The sequence below is a fragment of the Shewanella zhuhaiensis genome (assembly GCF_022484835.1).
GTDB lineage: Bacteria > Pseudomonadota > Gammaproteobacteria > Enterobacterales > Shewanellaceae > Shewanella > Shewanella khirikhana.
This window is the reverse complement of record NZ_JAKUDL010000002.1, coordinates 657,504-676,247: the sequence shown is the minus strand read 5'-3', so window position 1 is coordinate 676,247 and position 18,744 is coordinate 657,504. Positions and strand designations below refer to the sequence as shown.

The following is an 18,744-nucleotide window of genomic DNA, read 5'->3' as shown; positions in this document are numbered from 1 at the left end:
TGGGGCGCTTTTTTCATCAGAGTCTGACCGTTATCAGAACTTCATCGATACGCCGCCGTAGAACTGGCGACCAATGGTGTCGAACACCTGAGGGATGGTGCCGCCATCGCTGCCGTTAGGCACGTAAGATGGCTCTTCGTCGGTGAAGTTCTTCACGCCCAGAGACACAGTCACAGCGTCGTTCACAAAGTAGTTGGCAACCACGTTGTGGTACAGCACTGAATCCACAGTCTCGCTTGGGTCGCCCAGCCACTCGGTTTCGCCAATGAAGCGGTTGTAGTACATCAGGCTCCAGTCGGCCTGGCCGGCCTGGATGCTGAAGTTGTTACGTACCTTGGCGTAACCACCGAAGTTACCATCGCTGGTGCCTTCATAGGACACACCGTCCTGCTCGAACTCAAGCAGATAGGTCATATCGTTGTTGATCTTCCAGTCCAGGCTCAGGGCTTCGAAGCTGTAAGCCAGGTTGAAGTCGATACCACTGGTGTTCTGGCTACCCACGTTGGTCAGCGGGTTGGTGAAGTTCGACAGATCGCCATCGGCAGTGATCTTGAAGGTTTCACAGGCGCTCAGAATGCCGGCGTGGCAATCATTCAGACCTTTTTGTGCGTCCAGACGGGTGATGGCGTTGGTCACGCGGAAACGCCAGTAGTCCAGGGTCAGCGACATGCCATCGATATAGCTTGGCGAGTACACCAGACCGGCTGTATAAGACTCAGACTCTTCTGGCTTCAGATCCGCATCTGAGGTGTAGTTCACCAGAATTTGTGGGTCCTGCTCGTTACCCCATGGGTCGTCCAAGTAGTCGTAAGAGCCGGTGTTACCACCGTAAAGCTCAGCAACGTTAGGCGCACGGAAACCGGTGGCCGCTACGGTACGCAGCATCAGGTCGTCAGTGGCTTCATAGGTCAAACCAATCTTCCAGGTAGACGCCTTACCGAAGGTAGAGTAGTCGTCAAAGCGCAGGGCGAATTCACCGGTCAGTTTCTCGGTGAATGGCACGCTCACTTCCTGATAGAAAGAGAATACGTTGTAGTTACCGTCGGTTGGATCCTGCTGGGCCGCAGTGCCCTCGCCCGCTACGATAACGGGATCCGGGTTGTAGTAACCGCTGTCGTAACGGTATTCGGCACCGATAGCAAAGCCCACAGGGCCAGCGCTCAGATCAAACAGCTCGCCACTCAGTACACCGGCTACCACGTGCTGCTCGTTACCACCATAGTTACGCTCGGTAAAACCGATATCGTTGATGATGTCCTGTGGCAGCGGCTGACCGCTCAGCCATGCGTCCAGGTTGTTGTAGACGGAGTTTTCCATCTTCACGGCGTTGATGGAGTTCTCAACCCAGGTCTCGGCCTTGTTCTTGCCGTAGGTGTAAGACACATCCCAGGTCATGCCGGTGTTGATGTCCAGAGAGCCTTGCAGGCCGATAGAGGCGCGCAGGGTGTCGGTATCCTGATTGTAGATACGTGGACCCACATCTGTGGTACGGCGACGGTAGTTTACGCGGCCAGTGTCATCGGCTTCGATACCGGCATCCTGCATGTCCTGATCCAGGGTGATACAACGGGCAGGATCGATACCTTCCTCGCCACACACGCCCAGCATGATATCGGCTGGCTGAGCCGCCATTTGCTGATCAGACTTACGCTTGGTGTACAGGATGTCACCGCTCAGAACCACATCGCTGCCCAGCTCCTGGATCATATTGGCAAACAGGCTGTAGCGCTTGCTTGGGGTCTGGTACCAGCTGTCCTGAGTGAAGTCGTAACCTGTGTCACGCTTAACCCAATTACCGTTGGCGTCTTTCACCATACCGCCCAGAGAGCCGGTTGGGATAAAGGAGCTGTAACCTGGCTCGGTCCAGTCGCGGTCGGCCTGAATAACACCGCGGCGCTCAGAATAGGCGGCGCCAAAGGTGTAGTTGCCACCGTTGTCGGTGTTGAAACCATACAGCAGGCTCAGTTCGCCGGTTTCACCGTCACCCTTGTCGGTGCCGCTGCCGTTGAAATCAAACTGGAAGCCTTCGAAATCTTTTTTGGTGATGATGTTAACCACACCGGCAATGGCATCTGAGCCATATACCGCGGAGGCACCATCTTTGAGGATCTCAACCCGGGCAATCATGGCAACCGGGATAGAGTTCAGGTCAACTGCGCTGTCAGCGCCAGAGCCTGAGTTCACCATACGGCGACCGTTGAGCAGTACCAGAGTACGCTCGGCGCCCATACCACGCAGATCAACCTGAGCCACGCCGTCTGCACCGTTGTTGGTGGTTGAACCTACAGCGGCACCTGCCATGGAGGTTTGCGCCTGCAGCATCTGATCCACTGAGGTGTAACCTTCGGCACGGATAGCATCGGCACTGATCACGGTAACAGGTGAGGCTGTTTCCATATCCTGACGTTGGATACGTGAACCTGTTACGGCAATGCGTTCTACGTCTTTGGCCTGGGCTTCTTCAGCAAACGCCTGAGATGACACGACTGCAGAAGCACCGGTAGCCAATAAGACGCAATTGACCGCCCACGCAATTCTCGTGGTTTTTAACATGATTTATCTCCCTGCTTAGTTTTGACTGCACCTGTAAGATTTTGAATTTGGTGCAGCCCCGATACTCGCCAAGCAGTGAAGAATCGTCAAACCCCCAAAAAATTAACAATAAATTCCCATTGAAACCAACTTGTTTAAGGTTGTTTTCATGCTTGTATACGCATAAGTGTCGGCGGCGTTGCAAACTGAATATTTATTCAAATATGCAGATACATAATGTCACAGTCGCTTGAGTCGCAGCCAAACCGGCTGCCGACCCGTTAACAATGCAAAGAGCGAATATGTGATTTGAGTCACACTTTTTGTGTGACCCGAGTCGCGTTAATAGCGGATTAAGCTGGGCCTGGTAACGGTTTTGACCGAAGTTGTTAACCTGAACCACTCAAATCCTGCAGAGCAGATACAAAAAAGAGACCCGAAGGTCTCTTGTTAAGCCAAAGCGCTGTGTCAATTTTTATTCAGGCTTTATCAAATCGAAGTGGCTGTAGGCACGGGCTGTTGCAATACGCCCCCGGGGCGTGCGCTGTACAAAGCCTTGCTGAATAAGAAATGGCTCCAGCACATCTTCAATGGTTTCGCGCTCTTCACCTATCGCGGCGGCAAGGTTATCCAGCCCCACAGGACCGCCCATAAACTTGTCGATAATCGCCAGCAGTAACTTGCGGTCCATGTAATCGAAACCTTCGCTGTCCACATCCAATAAATCCAGTGCAGACTGGGCAACGGCGCGGCTGATAGCGCCATCGTGTTTCACTTCGGCAAAATCGCGCACCCGGCGCAGCAGCCGGTTGGCGATACGGGGTGTGCCGCGGCTGCGGCGGGCAATCTCTTCGGCGCCACCTTCATCCATGGGCACGTCCATCACCTTGGCCGAGCGGGCCACAATGGATGACAGGTCACGGACATTGTAAAACTCTAGCCGCAGCGGAATGCCGAAACGGGCCCGCAGCGGTGATGTGAGTGAACCTGCGCGGGTAGTCGCGCCCACCAGGGTAAAGGGCGGCAAATCCAACTTAATGGAGCGTGCAGCTGGCCCCTCACCTATCATGATATCCAGCTGATAGTCTTCCATCGCCGGATAGAGGATTTCCTCCACCACAGGGCTTAAGCGGTGGATTTCATCGATAAAGAGCACGTCACCTTCTTCAAGATTGGTGAGCAGGGCCGCCAAATCGCCTGCCTTTTCCAGCACAGGCCCGGAGGTGGACTTGATGTTCACCCCCATTTCGTTGGCAACGATATTGGCCAGGGTGGTTTTACCCAGGCCCGGAGGGCCGTAGATCAGCATATGATCCAGGGCTTCGCCGCGCTTTTTAGCCGCCTCAATAAAGACTTTAAGCTGGGCGCGGGTATCGTCCTGCCCCGTGTATTCATCGAGTAATTTTGGCCGCATGGCGCGGTCAATCACATCTTCCTGACCCAGATCCTGGGGCTGAATAAGCCGGTCGGCCTCAATCATGGTATTCCCCTTTCACCTTAGAGCATGGACTTGAGTGCAGCCTTGATAAGCTGCTCGGGATCCATGCCCTCCTGGAAGGCACTGGATACGGCCTTGCTGGCCTGCTGCGGTTTGTAACCCAATGACAAGAGCGCGGCTATGGCATCTTCTTCCACCGTGGCAGCCACCGGCGCCGGGGTGAAGTTGCTCTTAAGCACAAACTCGCGCTCAGCGCCCATGGAGGCTTCCATCAGGCTCTTGAGTTTGTCGCGCATCTCAACCAGCAGACGCTCGGCAGTCTTTTTACCCACACCGGGCAGCTTAATCAGGGTCGCGATATCGTCACGCTCCAGGCAGCCAATAAATTCCTTGGCGGTCATGCCCGACAATATGGTGAGCGCGAGCTTGGGGCCAACACCATTGGCCTTGATAAGCAAACGAAACAATGAGCGCTCTTCTTTATGGATAAATCCATACAAAAGCTGAGCATCTTCACGGACCACAAAATGGGTATAAACAATGACCTCGGCGCCAGGCAGTGGCAGCTCGTAAAAGGAGGTCAGCGGCATTTGCAGCTCATAGCCAACACCGCCCACATCTATCAATACCTCTGGGGCGTGTTTCTCAACCAAAATGCCCTTTAAACGACCTATCATCTGTATCTTCCGTATGTTCTGACACTGGCGCGCCCACCGAGGGCCACCAGACTTTGATGGGTGTGATAATGACACATGGCAACCGCCAGTGCATCTGCCGCGTCGGCCTGGGGCGCTGCGGGGAGTTTCAGCATCTGCTGCACCATGTGCTGCACCTGGGCCTTTTGTGCCCGGCCTGTGCCCACGACGGCATTTTTAATCTGGGTGGCGCTGTATTCGGCCACAGGTAAGCCCGCCACTGTGGCCGCCACAATGGCGGCGCCCCTCGCCTGGCCGAGCTTCAATGCCGAGTCGGCATTTTTGGCCATAAAGACCCGCTCGATGGCGAACTGGCTCGGCTGGTACTGACGGATAATTTCCTGCAGACCATCAAAAATCTGCTTAAGCCTGTCGGGCAAGTCGTCCGATGAAGTACGGATGCAACCGCTGCCAAGATAGAGCTGATGCCTGCCCTGACACTGGATAACCCCATAACCTGTGATGCGTGAGCCCGGATCGACCCCTAAAATAATGGCCATGGATTATTCCAGCGTCTCCATCACCTCATCGGGGATGTCGGCGTTATGGTAAACCTCCTGCACATCATCATGATCTTCAAGCTGATCGATAAGCCGCAGGAATTTGGGAGCGGTTTCGGCATCAAGCACGGCCCGTGTGGATGGCACCATGGTCACTTCGGCGTTCACCGAGGAAAAACCGGCGCCATCGAGGGCATCTTTCACGGCGCCAAAGTCCTCAGGCGTAGTGTACACATCGGCACTGCCATCATCATTGATGATGACATCATCGGCGCCGGCATCGAGCGCAGCTTCCATCATGGCGTCTTCATCTGTGCCGGGCTCAAAACTTATCACCCCACGTTTGGTAAAGAGATACGCCACCGAGCCATCTGTACCCAGGTTGCCGCCGGACTTATTGAAGGCATTGCGCACCCCGGTCACCGCACGGTTGCGATTATCCGTCATGCACTCGACCATCACAGCAGTGCCGCCGGGGCCGTAGCCTTCGTAGATGAGGGTTTCGAGGTTGTCGCCATCAAGTTCACCCGAGCCGCGTTTAACCGCGCGCTCCACAGTGTCACGGGTCATATTGGCAGACAGTGCTTTATCGATGGCGGCACGCAGACGGGGATTGGCATCGGCATCTGAACCACCCTCACGGGCGGAGACAACCAGCTCGCGAATGAGTTTGGTAAAGAGTTTGCCGCGCTTGGCATCCTGGGCGGCTTTACGGTGCCTGATGTTGGCCCACTTGCTGTGACCTGCCATAGAAATCTCCTTGAAATGCGGATAGATGACCAGTGTCCAGACTAACGAAAAACAGCGTCCGGGGAAAATGCAGTGGCCGTAAAAACAGACCGAGGCATGCGCCCCGGTTTGTTTGTGACTCTATCAGTCTTGTTTCGGCTCTTTCGGCAGAACCGCAATGCCCAGTTCCACCAGTTGGTCGGGATTGGCATGTCCCGGCGCGTTGGTGAGCGGACAGGCCGCCGTGGTGGTCTTGGGGAAGGCCATCACGTCACGGATGGAGCTGGCGCCGGTCATCAGCATCACCAGACGGTCCAGACCAAAGGCCAGACCCGCGTGCGGCGGAGTACCGAAACGCAGTGCGTCCAGCAGGAAGCCGAACTTCTCTTTGGCTTCTTCATCGTCGATGCCAAGGATACGGAACACGGTAGACTGCATGTCGCCATTGTGGATACGCACAGAGCCGCCGCCCAGTTCAACGCCGTTGAGTACCATGTCGTAGGCATCGGACACGGCCTTGCCAGGGTTGGCTTCAAGCTCGGCAGCAGTGACGCCGCGCGGCGCGGTAAAGGGATGGTGAACTGCGTAGAAACGGCCATCGGCCTTTTCGAACATCGGGAAGTCAACCACCCACAGTGGGCGCCACTCGCCCTGGAGCAGATTGAAGTCTTCACCGGCTTTCAGACGCAGGGCGCCCATGGACTCGGCAACCACGTTGGCCTTGTCGGCACCGAAGAAGATGATATCGCCATCAGCAGCGCCAGTGCGGGCAATGATTTCATTGATGATGTCTTCATTGAGGAACTTGGCCACAGGTGACTGAATGCCTTCAACGCCAGCCGCCAGGTTGTTGACCTTCATCCAGGCCAGACCGCGAGCACCGTAGATTCCTACAAACTTGGTGTAGTCATCGATTTGCTTGCGTGACAGCTCGGCGCCACCTGGGATGCGCAGGGCAGCAACTCGGCCTTCTTCGTCGTTGGCTGGGCCGGAGAATACGGCAAACTCAACGGCTTTAAGCAGATCGGCGACATCAACCAATTCCAGCGGGTTACGCAGGTCAGGTTTGTCGGAGCCAAAGCGTCGCATGGCTTCGTCCCAGGTCATCTTCGGGAATTCGCCCAGATCCACGTTCATCAGTTCGAGGAACAGATTACGGATCATACGCTCGGTGGTTTCCATCACCTGATCAGAGCTCATGAACGAGGTTTCGATATCGATTTGGGTGAATTCAGGCTGCCGGTCGGCGCGCAGGTCTTCGTCGCGGAAACACTTCACGATTTGATAGTAACGGTCGAAACCTGACATCATCAGCAGCTGCTTGAACAGCTGTGGCGACTGAGGCAGAGCGAAAAACTGACCTTTATAGGTACGGCTTGGTACCAGGTAGTCGCGGGCACCTTCCGGAGTGGCCTTGGTCAGAATGGGGGTTTCGATGTCGAGGAAGCCGTTACCGTCCATAAAGTTACGCACAAAGCTGGTTACCTTGGCGCGGAAAATCAGACGCTGGGCCATTTCAGGACGGCGCAGATCCAGATAGCGGTACTTAAGACGGGCTTCTTCGCTGTTGTTCTGGTGGTTATCCAGGCTCAGTGGCAGCGGGTCGGCGGCATTGATAATGGTGAGCGCTTTGCCCAGCACTTCAATTTCACCGGTTTTCATCTGGCTGTTCACCTGGCTGTCAGGACGTGGGCGAACCACACCTTTAACCTGAACACAGAACTCGGCACGCAGGCTGCTGGCTACGTCAAACACGTCTGGCAAGTCCGGGTCGTAAACCACCTGAACCACACCTTCGCGGTCGCGAAGATCCAAAAAGATCACACCCCCCAAATCGCGGCTGCGGTTGACCCAGCCGACGAGGGTGACTTCTTGTCCGACGTGAGACTTATTAACGTCTCCACAATAATGACTGCGCATCGAGAGTTATCCTTTTTCCTGCACTTTGGCGGAAAGCTGATTGAAAATAGTGACTGGGCATTATAGTGAAAGAATGCCCTGAGCCAAAGTACTTCACTTTTGGTCGGTGAAGTATCCAGCAAGTTTTTGTTTAAGACCAGAGGGTGCGGCGCTGAATTTGCTACGAATGCCGAAAATTTCTACAGCTTTCAGGCACTGCGGTAGCTGTGGCCACCCGCCTGCTTGGCGAAGTACATCATCTTGTCGGCTTTTTGCATCAAACCGATGGGATTGTCACTGTCGCTTGGGTAGATGGCAATGCCAATACTGGCCGAGATACTGATTTGGGCACCTTCCATATCAAAGGGCTTGGACAATTTGGCAATCAGGTTCTCCGCCACCTGGCAGACACTGTCCATATCGGCGATTTTATTGAGCAGCACAATAAACTCATCGCCGCCAAAACGCGCCACTGTATCGGATTTACGTACAGCGTCATCCAATACCCGCGCCACTTCCACCAACAGCTTATCGCCCATGGCGTGGCCTTTGGCGTCGTTTACCTCTTTAAAGCCATCGAGATCCACAAACAGCAGCGCAAACTTTGCCTGCTCGCGGCCATGGAGCAGCACCGCCTGACGCAGTCTGTCATCCAGCAAAATCCGGTTTGGCAAGCCCGTTAAGGGGTCGTGGCTGGCAAGATGTGCGATACGCGCCTCAGCGATTTGGCGAGCCTTGATTTCCTGCTTCAGCCGCCGATTAATAACCGCGACCACCAGAGTCAGCAGCAAGAGCACCGACAAAGCAATCACCACGCTGCGCAAGTAACGCTGATAACGGGCAACGCCGGTGTCCACATTAAAATCCATCCAGTGGGAGTGGATTTCCTGCACCTTGGCTTTATCGAGCTTGGCTATCACCTTGTTCAGATACGGCAGCAATTCCTGATGGCGCGGGGTAACACCGATATGACTTTTCTGATCGGCAAAATCAGCCAGCAGTGACATTTTCAGTTGCTGAAACTGGCCACTGTTGAGCTTATTGGCAAGAGTCACCACTTTTTCTATGAACAAATCGGCCTTGCCGGAGGACACCGCCTGCAAACCGGTCTGGCTGTCCGGCACCAGTACCAGCTTAATGCCGGGATACTCTGCCATCAGCCGACTGACAATCTGATAGCCTTCCACCACCGCCAGTCGCTGGCCTTCAAGTTGATCCAGGTTAAATACCGACACTACATCAATCGGGCTTACCAGCGCCCATGCCGATGGCCAGTAAGGCTCACTGTAGGTGATTTGCCCTTCCCGCTCGGGCGTTTTGGCGACGCTGCCGGCAAGGTCAATTTTACCGCTTTGAAGTGCACTGATAAGGTCGCCCCAGGCCTTAAAGGCGACAGGCTCAATCTCAATCCCCAACATGGATTCAAACATCTTTGCCACATCAGAGTTCACCCCGGCAAACTCGCCTTTTTCATCGGTAAACTCCATCGGCGCCCAGTTTTCCAGATAGCCCATTTTCAGGCTGCCTAGACCAGTCAAGTACTGGCGCTCAGGCTCGCTCAAATTGATGTGCTCGCGGGACTTCACAAACACATGGTCGCGACTGTTGAGCATCCATTTCTGCTCGATGTCCGCAAGCTCCTTCAGACTTATCATGTTGAAGCCGGAGGCAATACGATTAGCAAGCCCCTGATCGCCATTGCGGATCAGCGCATAGATTTCGGTGTCGTATTCTAAAAAGTTGGCCTGGGTGAACTCGGCCCAACTTTTATCGAGCAGCAGATAGTGCTGGGTCCAGGCTGCAGAGGCGACAAAGCCAACAATGTCCCCCTGATGCACTGCATTGAGCATCTCCTCCATTCCGTTATAGAAGCGCACCTGGGTGTCGGGCAGTGCTGCCCTCACCTTGGCCACATAAGGTGCCGTTGGGAAAATACCAATGCGTTTTCCTTTGAGCGCCTTGGCGTCAGTGATTTGATTGCCATGTAAAAAAAGTCGGCTTTTTACCGTGTACATATGCCAGGCGCGGTACAGCCCGGTATTCATATCATCGCTTTCAGGGTAACCTATATGGACATCGGCGCGGCCGGTGCGCACATCCTCCAGGCTGCCATTCATATCGCCTGGGATAAAATTAATGGGAACGCCGGTTTTTTCTGACCACAAACGCCACAAATCCACATACAGACCGTGGGGTAAACCATCGACACCCAGGTCGACAAAAGGCTCGACACCCAGTTGCATGGCAATGGCAAGACCGCTCTGCTGGCGTTGATAACCCAACCAGCGCCGTTCGAGTTTGCGGGTAAAGTCGCTCGACAGACGGGCAAACCCTTCATTGATTTGCCGCAGCAGCGCCTGATTGCCTTTTTGTACCGCAGGATGCATGTCAGTTTGACGCACCAGCACCCGGGTGTTGATGGGGAAGTCCACTGACAGCTTTTGCTGCAGGCGCTGATCGCGCATATAACCTTCCATACCGGCAAAAGCGACCAGCTCACCCCTATCCGCCGCCTCAAGCAGACTCTCCCGGGTTGGGAAACGCTTGAAGGTCAGGCCGGGCACTCGGGCATTGAGTTCGTTTTCAAAGGTGGACCCCTGCACTATACCTATCTGGAAAGGCCGCAATTGCTCAAGGGAGGTTCGTCCCTGCAATTGTTTATGCAGGTAAACGTAGGTGTTGACCTCAGAAATGGTGTCGGCGAAATCAAACAGGCGCTCACGGTCCGGATTGATGGCCATGCCCAGGTGCACATCGGCCCGCCCGTCCTGAAGCTGGGTCAGGGAGTCGCGCCACACGCGGCTGACAAACACCACAGGGCGGCGGTTTACCCGCGACCACTCTTTCCAGAGCTCAACCATCAGGCCCTGAGGATCGCCATTTTCATCTATAAATTGAAATGGATAGCTGTCTTCGCCCATCACCAGCGTCAGAGGTTTATCGTCGCTGTAGGCAAGAAATGACAAACCCAGTGACAGGCACAACAACAGTCGCAGAATAAGCTTCAAACCGGTACCCAAAGGTCAAAGTTGCGTAAAAAGAATGTTATCTAACGGCGTATTAGACATAAATTTGGCCGAAATAGCCAGTGTGCCCTTGCTGCTCAGAAACGCGATTCGTTAAAATACAAGGCTATATTGTGAGAACGACAGCACATGACCAATCAACAAGATACTTTGTTTGCGCTGCCCGGTGAGCATCAGGGCAATTTTCAGTTCGACAACCGGGTAGCCGGTGTCTTTGGCGATATGATCCGCCGTTCGGTGCCTGGCTACAGCCAAATCATTGCCACCATTGGCGATTTTGCCGGTCGTCTGGTTAGCCCGAATACTCAGGTTTATGACCTTGGCTGCTCTCTTGGCGCCGCCACCCTATCCATCCGCCGTCAGGTGGAAGGCCGCAACGTCTGTATCCATGCCATCGATAACAGCGAGCCCATGCTGGCCCGTTGCCGGGAAAACCTCGATGCCTATGTCAGTGACACTAAGGTAGAGTTTCATCTGGCCGACATTCGTGATGTGGCAATCGAAAATGCCTCCATGGTGGTGCTGAACTTTACTCTGCAGTTTTTGCCCCCTGCCGATCGTGATGCGCTTGTCGCCCGGATCTGGCACGGCATGGTGCCCGGCGGCGTACTGGTGCTGTCAGAAAAACTCAAATTCAACAACGATGCCATTCAGCAGCTGCTCGATGCCCAGCATCTGGATTTCAAGCGTGCCAATGGTTACAGCGAGCTTGAAATCAGCCAAAAGCGCAGCGCCATCGAAAACGTACTGATCCCGGATACTCTGGATGAGCACAAGGCGCGCCTGCATCAGGCCGGCTTTACCCAGGCCGACCTCTGGTTTCAGTGTTTCAACTTTGCCTCCATGGTGGCCATCAAGTGATCAGTTTCTCCAGTTTTTACCGCCAAATCGCCGATACCAATTTACAGCATTGGCTCGAAACCCTGCCTGCCGTGCTCGGTGAGTGGCAGCGAAGCCACAAACACGGCAACCTGCCCAAGTGGGAAAAGGTGCTCGCCAAACTGAATTTTCCGGCTCCCGATGAGCTGGATTTGCTGCACAGTGTCACTATCGGCAGTGGCGCTCAGCTCAGTGAAGGCCAGCAGGAAAAGCTAGAAAACCTGCTGCGCATCCTCTCACCCTGGCGTAAAGGCCCGTTCCATGTGCACGGTATTCACATCGATACCGAGTGGCGCAGTGACTGGAAGTGGGACCGGGTTTCGCCCCACATCAGCCCACTGGCTAACCGAACCGTACTCGACGTTGGCTGCGGCAGCGGCTATCACATGTGGCGTATGCTGGGTGAAGGCGCCAAACGCGTAGTGGGTATCGACCCCTCGGCGCTGTTTTTATGCCAGTTTGAAGCCATCAAACGCTTAATAGACGTTGACTCGCCTGTGCATTTGCTGCCGCTTGGAATTGAAGAGCTGCCGCCACTGGATGCCTTCGACACTGTGTTCTCTATGGGCGTGCTGTACCACAGACGCTCGCCAATTGATCATTTACTGCAGCTTAGGGATCAACTGCGTATGGGCGGTGAGCTTGTGCTCGAAACTCTGGTAGTCGATGGCGATAAGGACACAGTTCTGGTGCCCCGCGATAGATATGGCAAGATGAATAATGTATGGTTTTTGCCATCCATAGAAGCGCTTAAGCTGTGGCTGGAAAAATGTGATTTTACCGACGTGCGCTGTGTGAATCTGGATGTCACCTCGCTGGCAGAGCAGCGTGCTACCGGTTGGATGCAAAACGAGTCTCTGGTCGATTACCTCGACCCACAGGATGTCAGCCTGACAGTAGAAGGCTACCCCGCCCCGAAACGGGCCACCTTTATTGCGGTAAAAAACCGCAGTAGCCAGGATTTTGATTGATAACGCGAAAGGGAAGCAAGCACATGTTAAAACACACTCTGGCCATCGCCATCATCGCCCTGACCGCGGGTTGTTCCATGACGCAAACGCCCCAGCCCACAGGCCCGCAGCCTGTGAATGCCGACGAGTTCAAGCAGGCCATGGCTGCCCAGCAAACTGAACTGCTGGCCGCCATCAGTGCCGTAAAAGATGACTCCCGCGCTCAAATAGCTGAGCTTGAAAACGCCATTACCGCCCTGGATCAGGAAGTTAAAACCCTGGGGCAAAAGCAGGCCACAGCCGCGCCGAGTCAACCTCAGGTGGAATGCCCTCCCAGCGCCATTGGTGATAAATTCATGCTGGGTGAAGTGGAAAATGTCTTTGTTGAAGAACTGAAAACCAGCTTTGAAACCCGTATTGATACCGGCGCCGAAAGCTCTTCGCTGGATGCGCGTAATATTCTGCTGTTTGAGCGCGACGGTACCCAATGGGTACGCTTCGATGTGTTCACTCAGGGCGAAGACAAACCCGCCTCCACCTTCGAAGCCAAGGTGGTGCGCTTTGTGCGCATCAAACAGGACACAGAAACTGACGATCGCCGTCCGGTGATCCACGCCCACCTGAAAATCGGCAAATTCAGTGCCGAAACCGATTTGAACCTGACCGATCGCAGCCATTTGGATTATCCGCTGCTGCTTGGCCGCAAATTTATGAAAGACATTGCCGTTGTCGATGTAGGCCAACGTTTCATTCACGGCAAGTAACAGGCAAATTCACGCCAAGGAGAGCAGATGCACTCACGTAAGCCTTTTTACATTCTCGTTTTTTTGCTGTTTGTCGTTGGCTTGGCAAGCAGCATTTACCGTGGCATTGAACACAGAGTGCCCTTTCTGCCCGGGCAGCAGGTAGAAACCTGGGCCATCGACGCCAAGGTCAGCTTTGTTGGCCAGGGTGATGCAGGTGAAGTGTCACTGGCACTGCCGCAGGATCCCGCCTACGAAGTGCTGATGGAGCACACCACCTCGCCTGGCTACGGTTTGTCGATTATTGATGATGAGCTGGGACGCCGCGCCATCTGGAGTAAACGCCAGGTCAGCGGTCAGCAGGACCTCTACTATAAGGTCACCCTGGTACCCACAGGTCAGACGCGTCTGGTCGATGACGATGAGCCCGCCACGCCCGAAGCCCCTGTGTGGGCCGCTACCGAGAAAGCTGCAGCCGAAGAAATCATTGACCAAGCCTGGGCACAGAGTGGCTCCAACCTGTCCTACGCACGGCAACTGGTGCGTCTGGTTGGCGGCGACAAGAGCCAGAATCTGGCGCTGCTGCTGACAGCCAATCGCCCTGCCAAGCTATTTATCAATCTGCTGGCGGCCAAAGGGGTTCCCGCCCGCGAAGTATCTGCGCTGCGCCTTGAAGATCAGCGTCGCCGTCAGCAACTGGTGAGCTTTGTTGAAGTGTATGACAAAGGCGAGTGGCACCTGTTCGATGCCAGCAACGGCAACGAAGGCCGCCCTGAAAACCTGCTGCTGTGGGAGCGTCAGGGCAAATCGGTGCTGGACGTGATTGGCGGCAACAACTCTCAGGTGAACTTCTCCATGCTGATGGAAACCCGCCCTGCACTGTCGACCTCCATCGACATGATGGAAGTGGGTCAGGGACTGGACTTCTCCCTGTATCAGTTGCCATTGGAAGAGCAAAGCCTGTTCAAGGGCATCCTGCTTATTCCAATCGGCGTGCTGATGGTGGTGTTTCTTAGGGTGATCATAGGTATTAAAACCTCAGGCACCTTTATGCCGGTACTGATTGCGCTGGCGTTTATCCAAACCACCCTGGTTACCGGTTTGGTGGGCTTTTTGCTGATTGTCTCCTGTGGTTTGATGATCCGCTCTTATCTGTCGCACCTCAATTTGCTGCTGATTTCACGAATATCGGCGGTGATCATTGTGGTTATCGGCATCATCGGCATTTTCACCCTGCTGTCGTACAAGTTTGGCCTAAGTGAAGGCCTGACCATTACCTTCTTCCCGATGATCATTCTGGCCTGGACCATCGAGCGTATGTCGATCCTTTGGGAAGAAGAAGGCGCCAAGGAAGTGGTACTTCAGGGCGGCGGCAGCCTGCTGGTTGCTACCCTTGCCTATCTCGCCATGAGCGCCACCTGGGTACAGCACTGGGTATTCAATTTCCTGGGTATTCACCTGGTTATTCTGGCGCTGGTTATGCTGATGGGTCAGTACACCGGCTATCGCCTGCTGGAGCTTAAGCGCTTCAAGCCACTGGCAGGAGAATAATATGCGATATGCCTGGCCATGGGAGCTGCGCCGCGCCGGCGTGCTCAATATGAATAAGCGCAATATCGACTACATAGGTCGCTATAATCCGCGCAAATATTACAAGCGGGTGGACGATAAGCTCACCACCAAACAGCTTGCGCTTGCCAATGACATTGCCGTACCCGACCTGATTGGTGTGGTGAAAGAGCAGCATGAAATCGCCGATATTCCGGAGATGGTGCTGGATCGCAGCGGCTTTGTGATCAAGCCTGCCAAAGGCTCTGGCGGCAAAGGGATTTTGGTGATCACCAAGGTCGAAAATGGCCGTTATTTCAAGCCAAGTGGCAATGAAGTGACCCCAAGCGAAATCGACCGCCACGTGTCCAACATCCTCAGCGGCCTGTTCTCACTCGGTGGTAAGCCCGATGTGGCCATTGTGGAAGGCCTTATTCAGTTCGACCCTGTGTTCGATGGCTTTAGCTACGAAGGGGTGCCGGATATCCGCCTGATTGTCTTTAAAGGCTACCCGGTGATGGGCATGCTGCGCTTGTCCACCGCTGCCTCTGACGGCAAGGCCAACCTGCACCAGGGCGCCGTTGGCGTTGGCATCGACATCGCCACAGGTAAAGGCCTCAGAGCGGTGCAGTTTAACGAGCCAATCGAGTTTCATCCCGATACAGGGCGTCGCCTGATGGATATTCAGGTGCCCGATTGGGATGTGCTGCTGAGAACGGCCTCCAGCGCCTACGAGATGTGCGAGCTTGGCTATCTTGGCACCGACATGGTACTCGACAGCGAAAAAGGCCCGTTGCTGCTTGAGCTCAACGCCCGTCCTGGCCTTGCCATTCAAATCGCCAACGGCAAGGGACTCCTGCCACGGCTCAAACACGTTGAGTCACTTGGCAACCACACCCCTTCAGTGGATGACAGGGTCGCCTATGCGAAAATCCATTTTGGCGCTGGCGCTGATTTCTAGCGCCCACGTCTCTACTGCTGTTGCCGAACCCTTATCGCTGCTGACACATCAGTGTCAGCAGCTCTCTTTTGCGAGCGACTTCAGCCAAGGGTTCGCTGAAAACAGCGCAAAGGGCAGTGCCGACCAAGCCCGAGACTTTGACCGTCTCACGCTTGGGCTGAATAACCTTGCCGATCAGTTAAGTTATTTCCTGGCCAAGCCCCTTCCTTCTGCGGTGCGGGACTCACTGCTGAGCTGCCAAATCCGTTTAGCCGATGAGGTTGCAACTATCGTCGCCAGTCCGGCATTTTCACGCTTATCTGCAAGTTTTAGTGAAACCCAAGACAGCGAAATTGCCGCGCTTGGCAACGCCATGGCCTTTATGACCCTGAGCCAACTGCCGCAGGATGACAAAGCAAGGCTACACAGCGGTGAAGCAAGCTTTATGTCTCACCGGCGCCGGGAGGGCTTTTCACTCAATACCGCACCCGAGTGCAGTATTGCCGGACACCACGCCAGCAGCGCCGACACGGCAGCTGCCGAAGAAGCACAAACCGCGCCGGTTTCCATCGAGCGCCAGATGGCCAGCTATCTTATCCATCAACCTGATTCACACTGCCGGGAGCTTGCCTGGAAAGCGTTTCAGCGGCGTGATAACAGCAGCGGCAGTGCAAGCCTTGCGCTTATTCAGCAAATCCGTACGGCGCAGGCAAGGCGCGCGGGGTTTGCCAGTTTTGCAGATATGCAGCTAAGCAGAAGCTTTCTTGAAACCCAGGAGCGGGTAAATGACTTTTTGGCCAGCACTCGTCCTGCGCCAGCCCTGGCTCCCTGGAATATTGGCCTGGCACTCAAGCAGGCAGAAAACCACACTGACACCCTGGACAGCGCCAGCTTCCTGAGTCAGGCATTTGCTGCGCTCGGTGATTTTGGCATTCAGGCCGAAGCCATTCATTCCAGGCATTGGCGTTTGTGGCTCGATGGCCGTCTTCTTGGCGAACTGATGATTGCCGACGGCGCCAAGCCGCGCCTCGACATGACCCGGCGCGCAGTATTCACCCGTCAGTTTGCTCAGGGACTGCTGAGTATGCCCAAAGCACTCAAAGGCGCCGAACAGGCAGAGCGCCTGCTTCAAACGCTCAGCGATGCCATCAGCCAGATGGCGAGCAGCCAGCGCTATTACCTGCTAAGCCGCGATAGCCTTTCGCAGGAAACCCGGCAACTGGCGAGTCAGTGGCTGGCTCAAACGCTGGCTGCCAAGCTGGACACCGCGATACCACCAAAATCCGAGCGGGAAGCGCTCGCAAGTTCCCATGGACTCGCACAGGAATATTACCGCGCCGCACTGGCGCTGGCCTTTTTCAGCAATTCAGACAGTGTACAAGATCCCTTCTCAACCCATTTTCAGGGTGAGTGGCAAGACAGAGACAGCCAATATCAAAGCAGCTCGGCATTGATGCAGGAAGGGGCTTTACTGTATAGGCGGCTGTGGTATTTACGGCTTTCACATTACCTGAACCAACACGCACAAGTTAGCGAACACGATATCTTCACCCGGCTTTTGGTCAACCCCGAGCAACTTTCCCTCGACGCCTTACTGGCGCAAATCCTCGGGCACAACATAAGCCGCGACGAACTGATAAGGAGCATTGCCCATGACATTCACTAAGGCTCTCATAGGTGCAGCGCTGGGAAGCGCTCTTTTAAGCCCGCTGTCATTTGCCGCCAGCCAGGCCGATATCGACCGGGTCTACAACGCCATACAGCAAAACCTTGAAACTCACCTGTACCAATTACCGCCACGGGTTCAGGGCCATTACGGCATTCGCATGTACCGCATGACCGGCGATGACAAATACGCCAACGCTGCCCTGGTCGACTTGTTTGCCGTTACCGAGGCCCAGAGCTTTTACGCCTGCAATCTGGATAAACCCGGTTTTATAGAAAAAGCATCGGAGGAAGCCATTAGCGTTCTGGGCAAAGGACCAAGGGCCAAAGCCCGTAAGAAGGCGCTGGAAGACATTCCCGAGTTTTTGTTTTTTACCGACGTATTACTGCGATTTGGCAGCAGAATTGATGAGTTTGGCCTGGAAGGCCCCTGCCACCAGCAGATGATAGCCGCGCTCAAAAGTACCGATTTAAAGAAAGGCCTGACATCACCTGACATGATTGAAGCCTGGGCGGCACAGCTGGCCAACTATATGTATTGGGCAAAGCAGCTGGGAGTGGGCGACTATCTGCAGGAATATAAAGATGCCTTCAATGCCGTGTATCCGGCTTCGCGGGACAAAGAGCTTGATAAGGCGCAGTTTCGCAACAAAATCTATGGCATGACCCACTTTATCTTTGCCGCAAGTGGCTATTACCAAACCGAAGTAGACGCAAAAGAGTTTGCCTGGATACTGGATTACTTCGAAGCCAATATCGACAGGATCCTTGTGGATGCAACCGACGATATTATCGCCGAAGTCGGTGTCAGCTTCCTGCTGGCGCAGAAACCTTCCCATCCTGTGGTGGCCAAAACCCGCGACCATATCGTCAACGCCTTCGATGAAAAGCACAATATCATTCCCTCTCCCAAAGGAAATCCAGATCTGGCCCTTGGTGAACACAGAAATATGCTGGCCATGATGTTGCTGCGCTGGCCTGAAAAACTCACCCCTGGCCCCATGCTGGCCGAGCTCAAAGCTACCAAGAAGTATTTGCCGATGCAGGTAAGCGAGAAAGCGGCGAAAGCCAAGGAAAAAACTCAGGGGAAAGACGCCAAATCCAAGACAGAGAAGAGCGCGAAATAAGCCAAACCCGCCCAGCTCTCATAAAAACCGCGCAAAGGCGCGGTTTTTTATTGCAAAAAATCGAAGTAAAGGT

Annotated in this window: 14 protein-coding genes; 7 read left to right on the top strand and 7 right to left on the bottom strand. The window is 54.6% G+C overall.

The features are described 5' to 3' along the window. Positions 1 to 33: 33 nt before the first annotated feature. The 7 genes from MJ923_RS08595 to MJ923_RS08565 all read right to left on the bottom strand — a co-directional run bounded on the left by MJ923_RS08595 (position 34) and on the right by MJ923_RS08565 (position 10,801). Positions 34 to 2,553 (bottom strand): TonB-dependent receptor plug domain-containing protein, encoded by a 2,520-nt coding sequence (locus MJ923_RS08595; protein ID WP_240590729.1) that lies wholly within the window; start codon positions 2,551 to 2,553, stop codon positions 34 to 36. 454 nt (positions 2,554 to 3,007) lie between these two features. Further along, on the bottom strand, positions 3,008 to 4,012 hold the full coding sequence (ruvB, locus tag MJ923_RS08590; protein WP_126166991.1) for a Holliday junction branch migration DNA helicase RuvB: 1,005 nt from the start codon (positions 4,010 to 4,012) through the stop codon (positions 3,008 to 3,010). A gap of 17 nt (positions 4,013 to 4,029) precedes the next feature. Further along, on the bottom strand, positions 4,030 to 4,647 hold the full coding sequence (ruvA, locus tag MJ923_RS08585) for a Holliday junction branch migration protein RuvA (RefSeq protein ID WP_011759953.1): 618 nt from the start codon (positions 4,645 to 4,647) through the stop codon (positions 4,030 to 4,032). Further along, positions 4,644 to 5,165, bottom strand: coding sequence for a crossover junction endodeoxyribonuclease RuvC (gene ruvC, locus MJ923_RS08580; RefSeq protein ID WP_220075617.1), 522 nt, complete (start codon positions 5,163 to 5,165; stop codon positions 4,644 to 4,646). Before ruvC ends, ruvA begins: the two co-directional genes overlap by 4 nt. Before the next feature lie 3 nt (positions 5,166 to 5,168). After that, a complete protein-coding gene (locus tag MJ923_RS08575) occupies positions 5,169 to 5,915 on the bottom strand; it encodes a YebC/PmpR family DNA-binding transcriptional regulator (protein WP_240590728.1) in 747 nt (248 codons plus the stop codon). Between the two features lie 123 nt (positions 5,916 to 6,038). Continuing rightward, positions 6,039 to 7,814, bottom strand: a complete 1,776-nt coding sequence (aspS, locus tag MJ923_RS08570) for an aspartate--tRNA ligase (protein WP_240590727.1) — start codon at positions 7,812 to 7,814, stop codon at positions 6,039 to 6,041. Between the two features lie 188 nt (positions 7,815 to 8,002). Further along, positions 8,003 to 10,801, bottom strand: coding sequence for a transporter substrate-binding domain-containing protein (locus MJ923_RS08565; protein ID WP_240590726.1), 2,799 nt, complete (start codon positions 10,799 to 10,801; stop codon positions 8,003 to 8,005). A 147-nt stretch (positions 10,802 to 10,948) separates the two neighbouring features. On the opposite strand from MJ923_RS08565, the gene cmoA reads away from it, so the two are divergent. Genes cmoA through MJ923_RS08530 form a run of 7 tightly spaced genes read left to right on the top strand, consistent with a single transcriptional unit; the run spans position 10,949 to position 18,671 of the window. Further along, on the top strand, positions 10,949 to 11,680 hold the full coding sequence (gene cmoA / locus MJ923_RS08560; RefSeq protein ID WP_240590725.1) for a carboxy-S-adenosyl-L-methionine synthase CmoA: 732 nt from the start codon (positions 10,949 to 10,951) through the stop codon (positions 11,678 to 11,680). Next, positions 11,677 to 12,669: a tRNA 5-methoxyuridine(34)/uridine 5-oxyacetic acid(34) synthase CmoB gene (cmoB, locus tag MJ923_RS08555; RefSeq protein ID WP_240590724.1), complete on the top strand. Its 993-nt coding sequence runs from the start codon at positions 11,677 to 11,679 to the stop codon at positions 12,667 to 12,669. Before cmoA ends, cmoB begins: the two co-directional genes overlap by 4 nt. Before the next feature lie 23 nt (positions 12,670 to 12,692). Next, positions 12,693 to 13,412: an ATP-dependent zinc protease family protein gene (locus MJ923_RS08550; protein WP_240590723.1), complete on the top strand. Its 720-nt coding sequence runs from the start codon at positions 12,693 to 12,695 to the stop codon at positions 13,410 to 13,412. A 27-nt stretch (positions 13,413 to 13,439) separates the two neighbouring features. Beyond that, complete coding sequence (locus MJ923_RS08545) at positions 13,440 to 14,942, top strand: UUP1 family membrane protein (RefSeq protein WP_240590722.1); 1,503 nt, start codon at positions 13,440 to 13,442, stop codon at positions 14,940 to 14,942. A 1-nt stretch (position 14,943) separates the two neighbouring features. Further along, entirely contained in the window at positions 14,944 to 15,900 is a 957-nt protein-coding gene (locus MJ923_RS08540) for an alpha-L-glutamate ligase-like protein (RefSeq protein WP_126167000.1), read from the top strand. Next, complete coding sequence (locus MJ923_RS08535; RefSeq protein WP_240590721.1) at positions 15,863 to 17,545, top strand: M3 family metallopeptidase; 1,683 nt, start codon at positions 15,863 to 15,865, stop codon at positions 17,543 to 17,545. Before MJ923_RS08540 ends, MJ923_RS08535 begins: the two co-directional genes overlap by 38 nt. Further along, entirely contained in the window at positions 17,532 to 18,671 is a 1,140-nt protein-coding gene (locus tag MJ923_RS08530; RefSeq protein WP_240590720.1) for a DUF3541 domain-containing protein, read from the top strand. The genes MJ923_RS08535 and MJ923_RS08530 overlap by 14 nt, the downstream gene beginning before the upstream one ends. Positions 18,672 to 18,744: the final 73 nt, after the last annotated feature.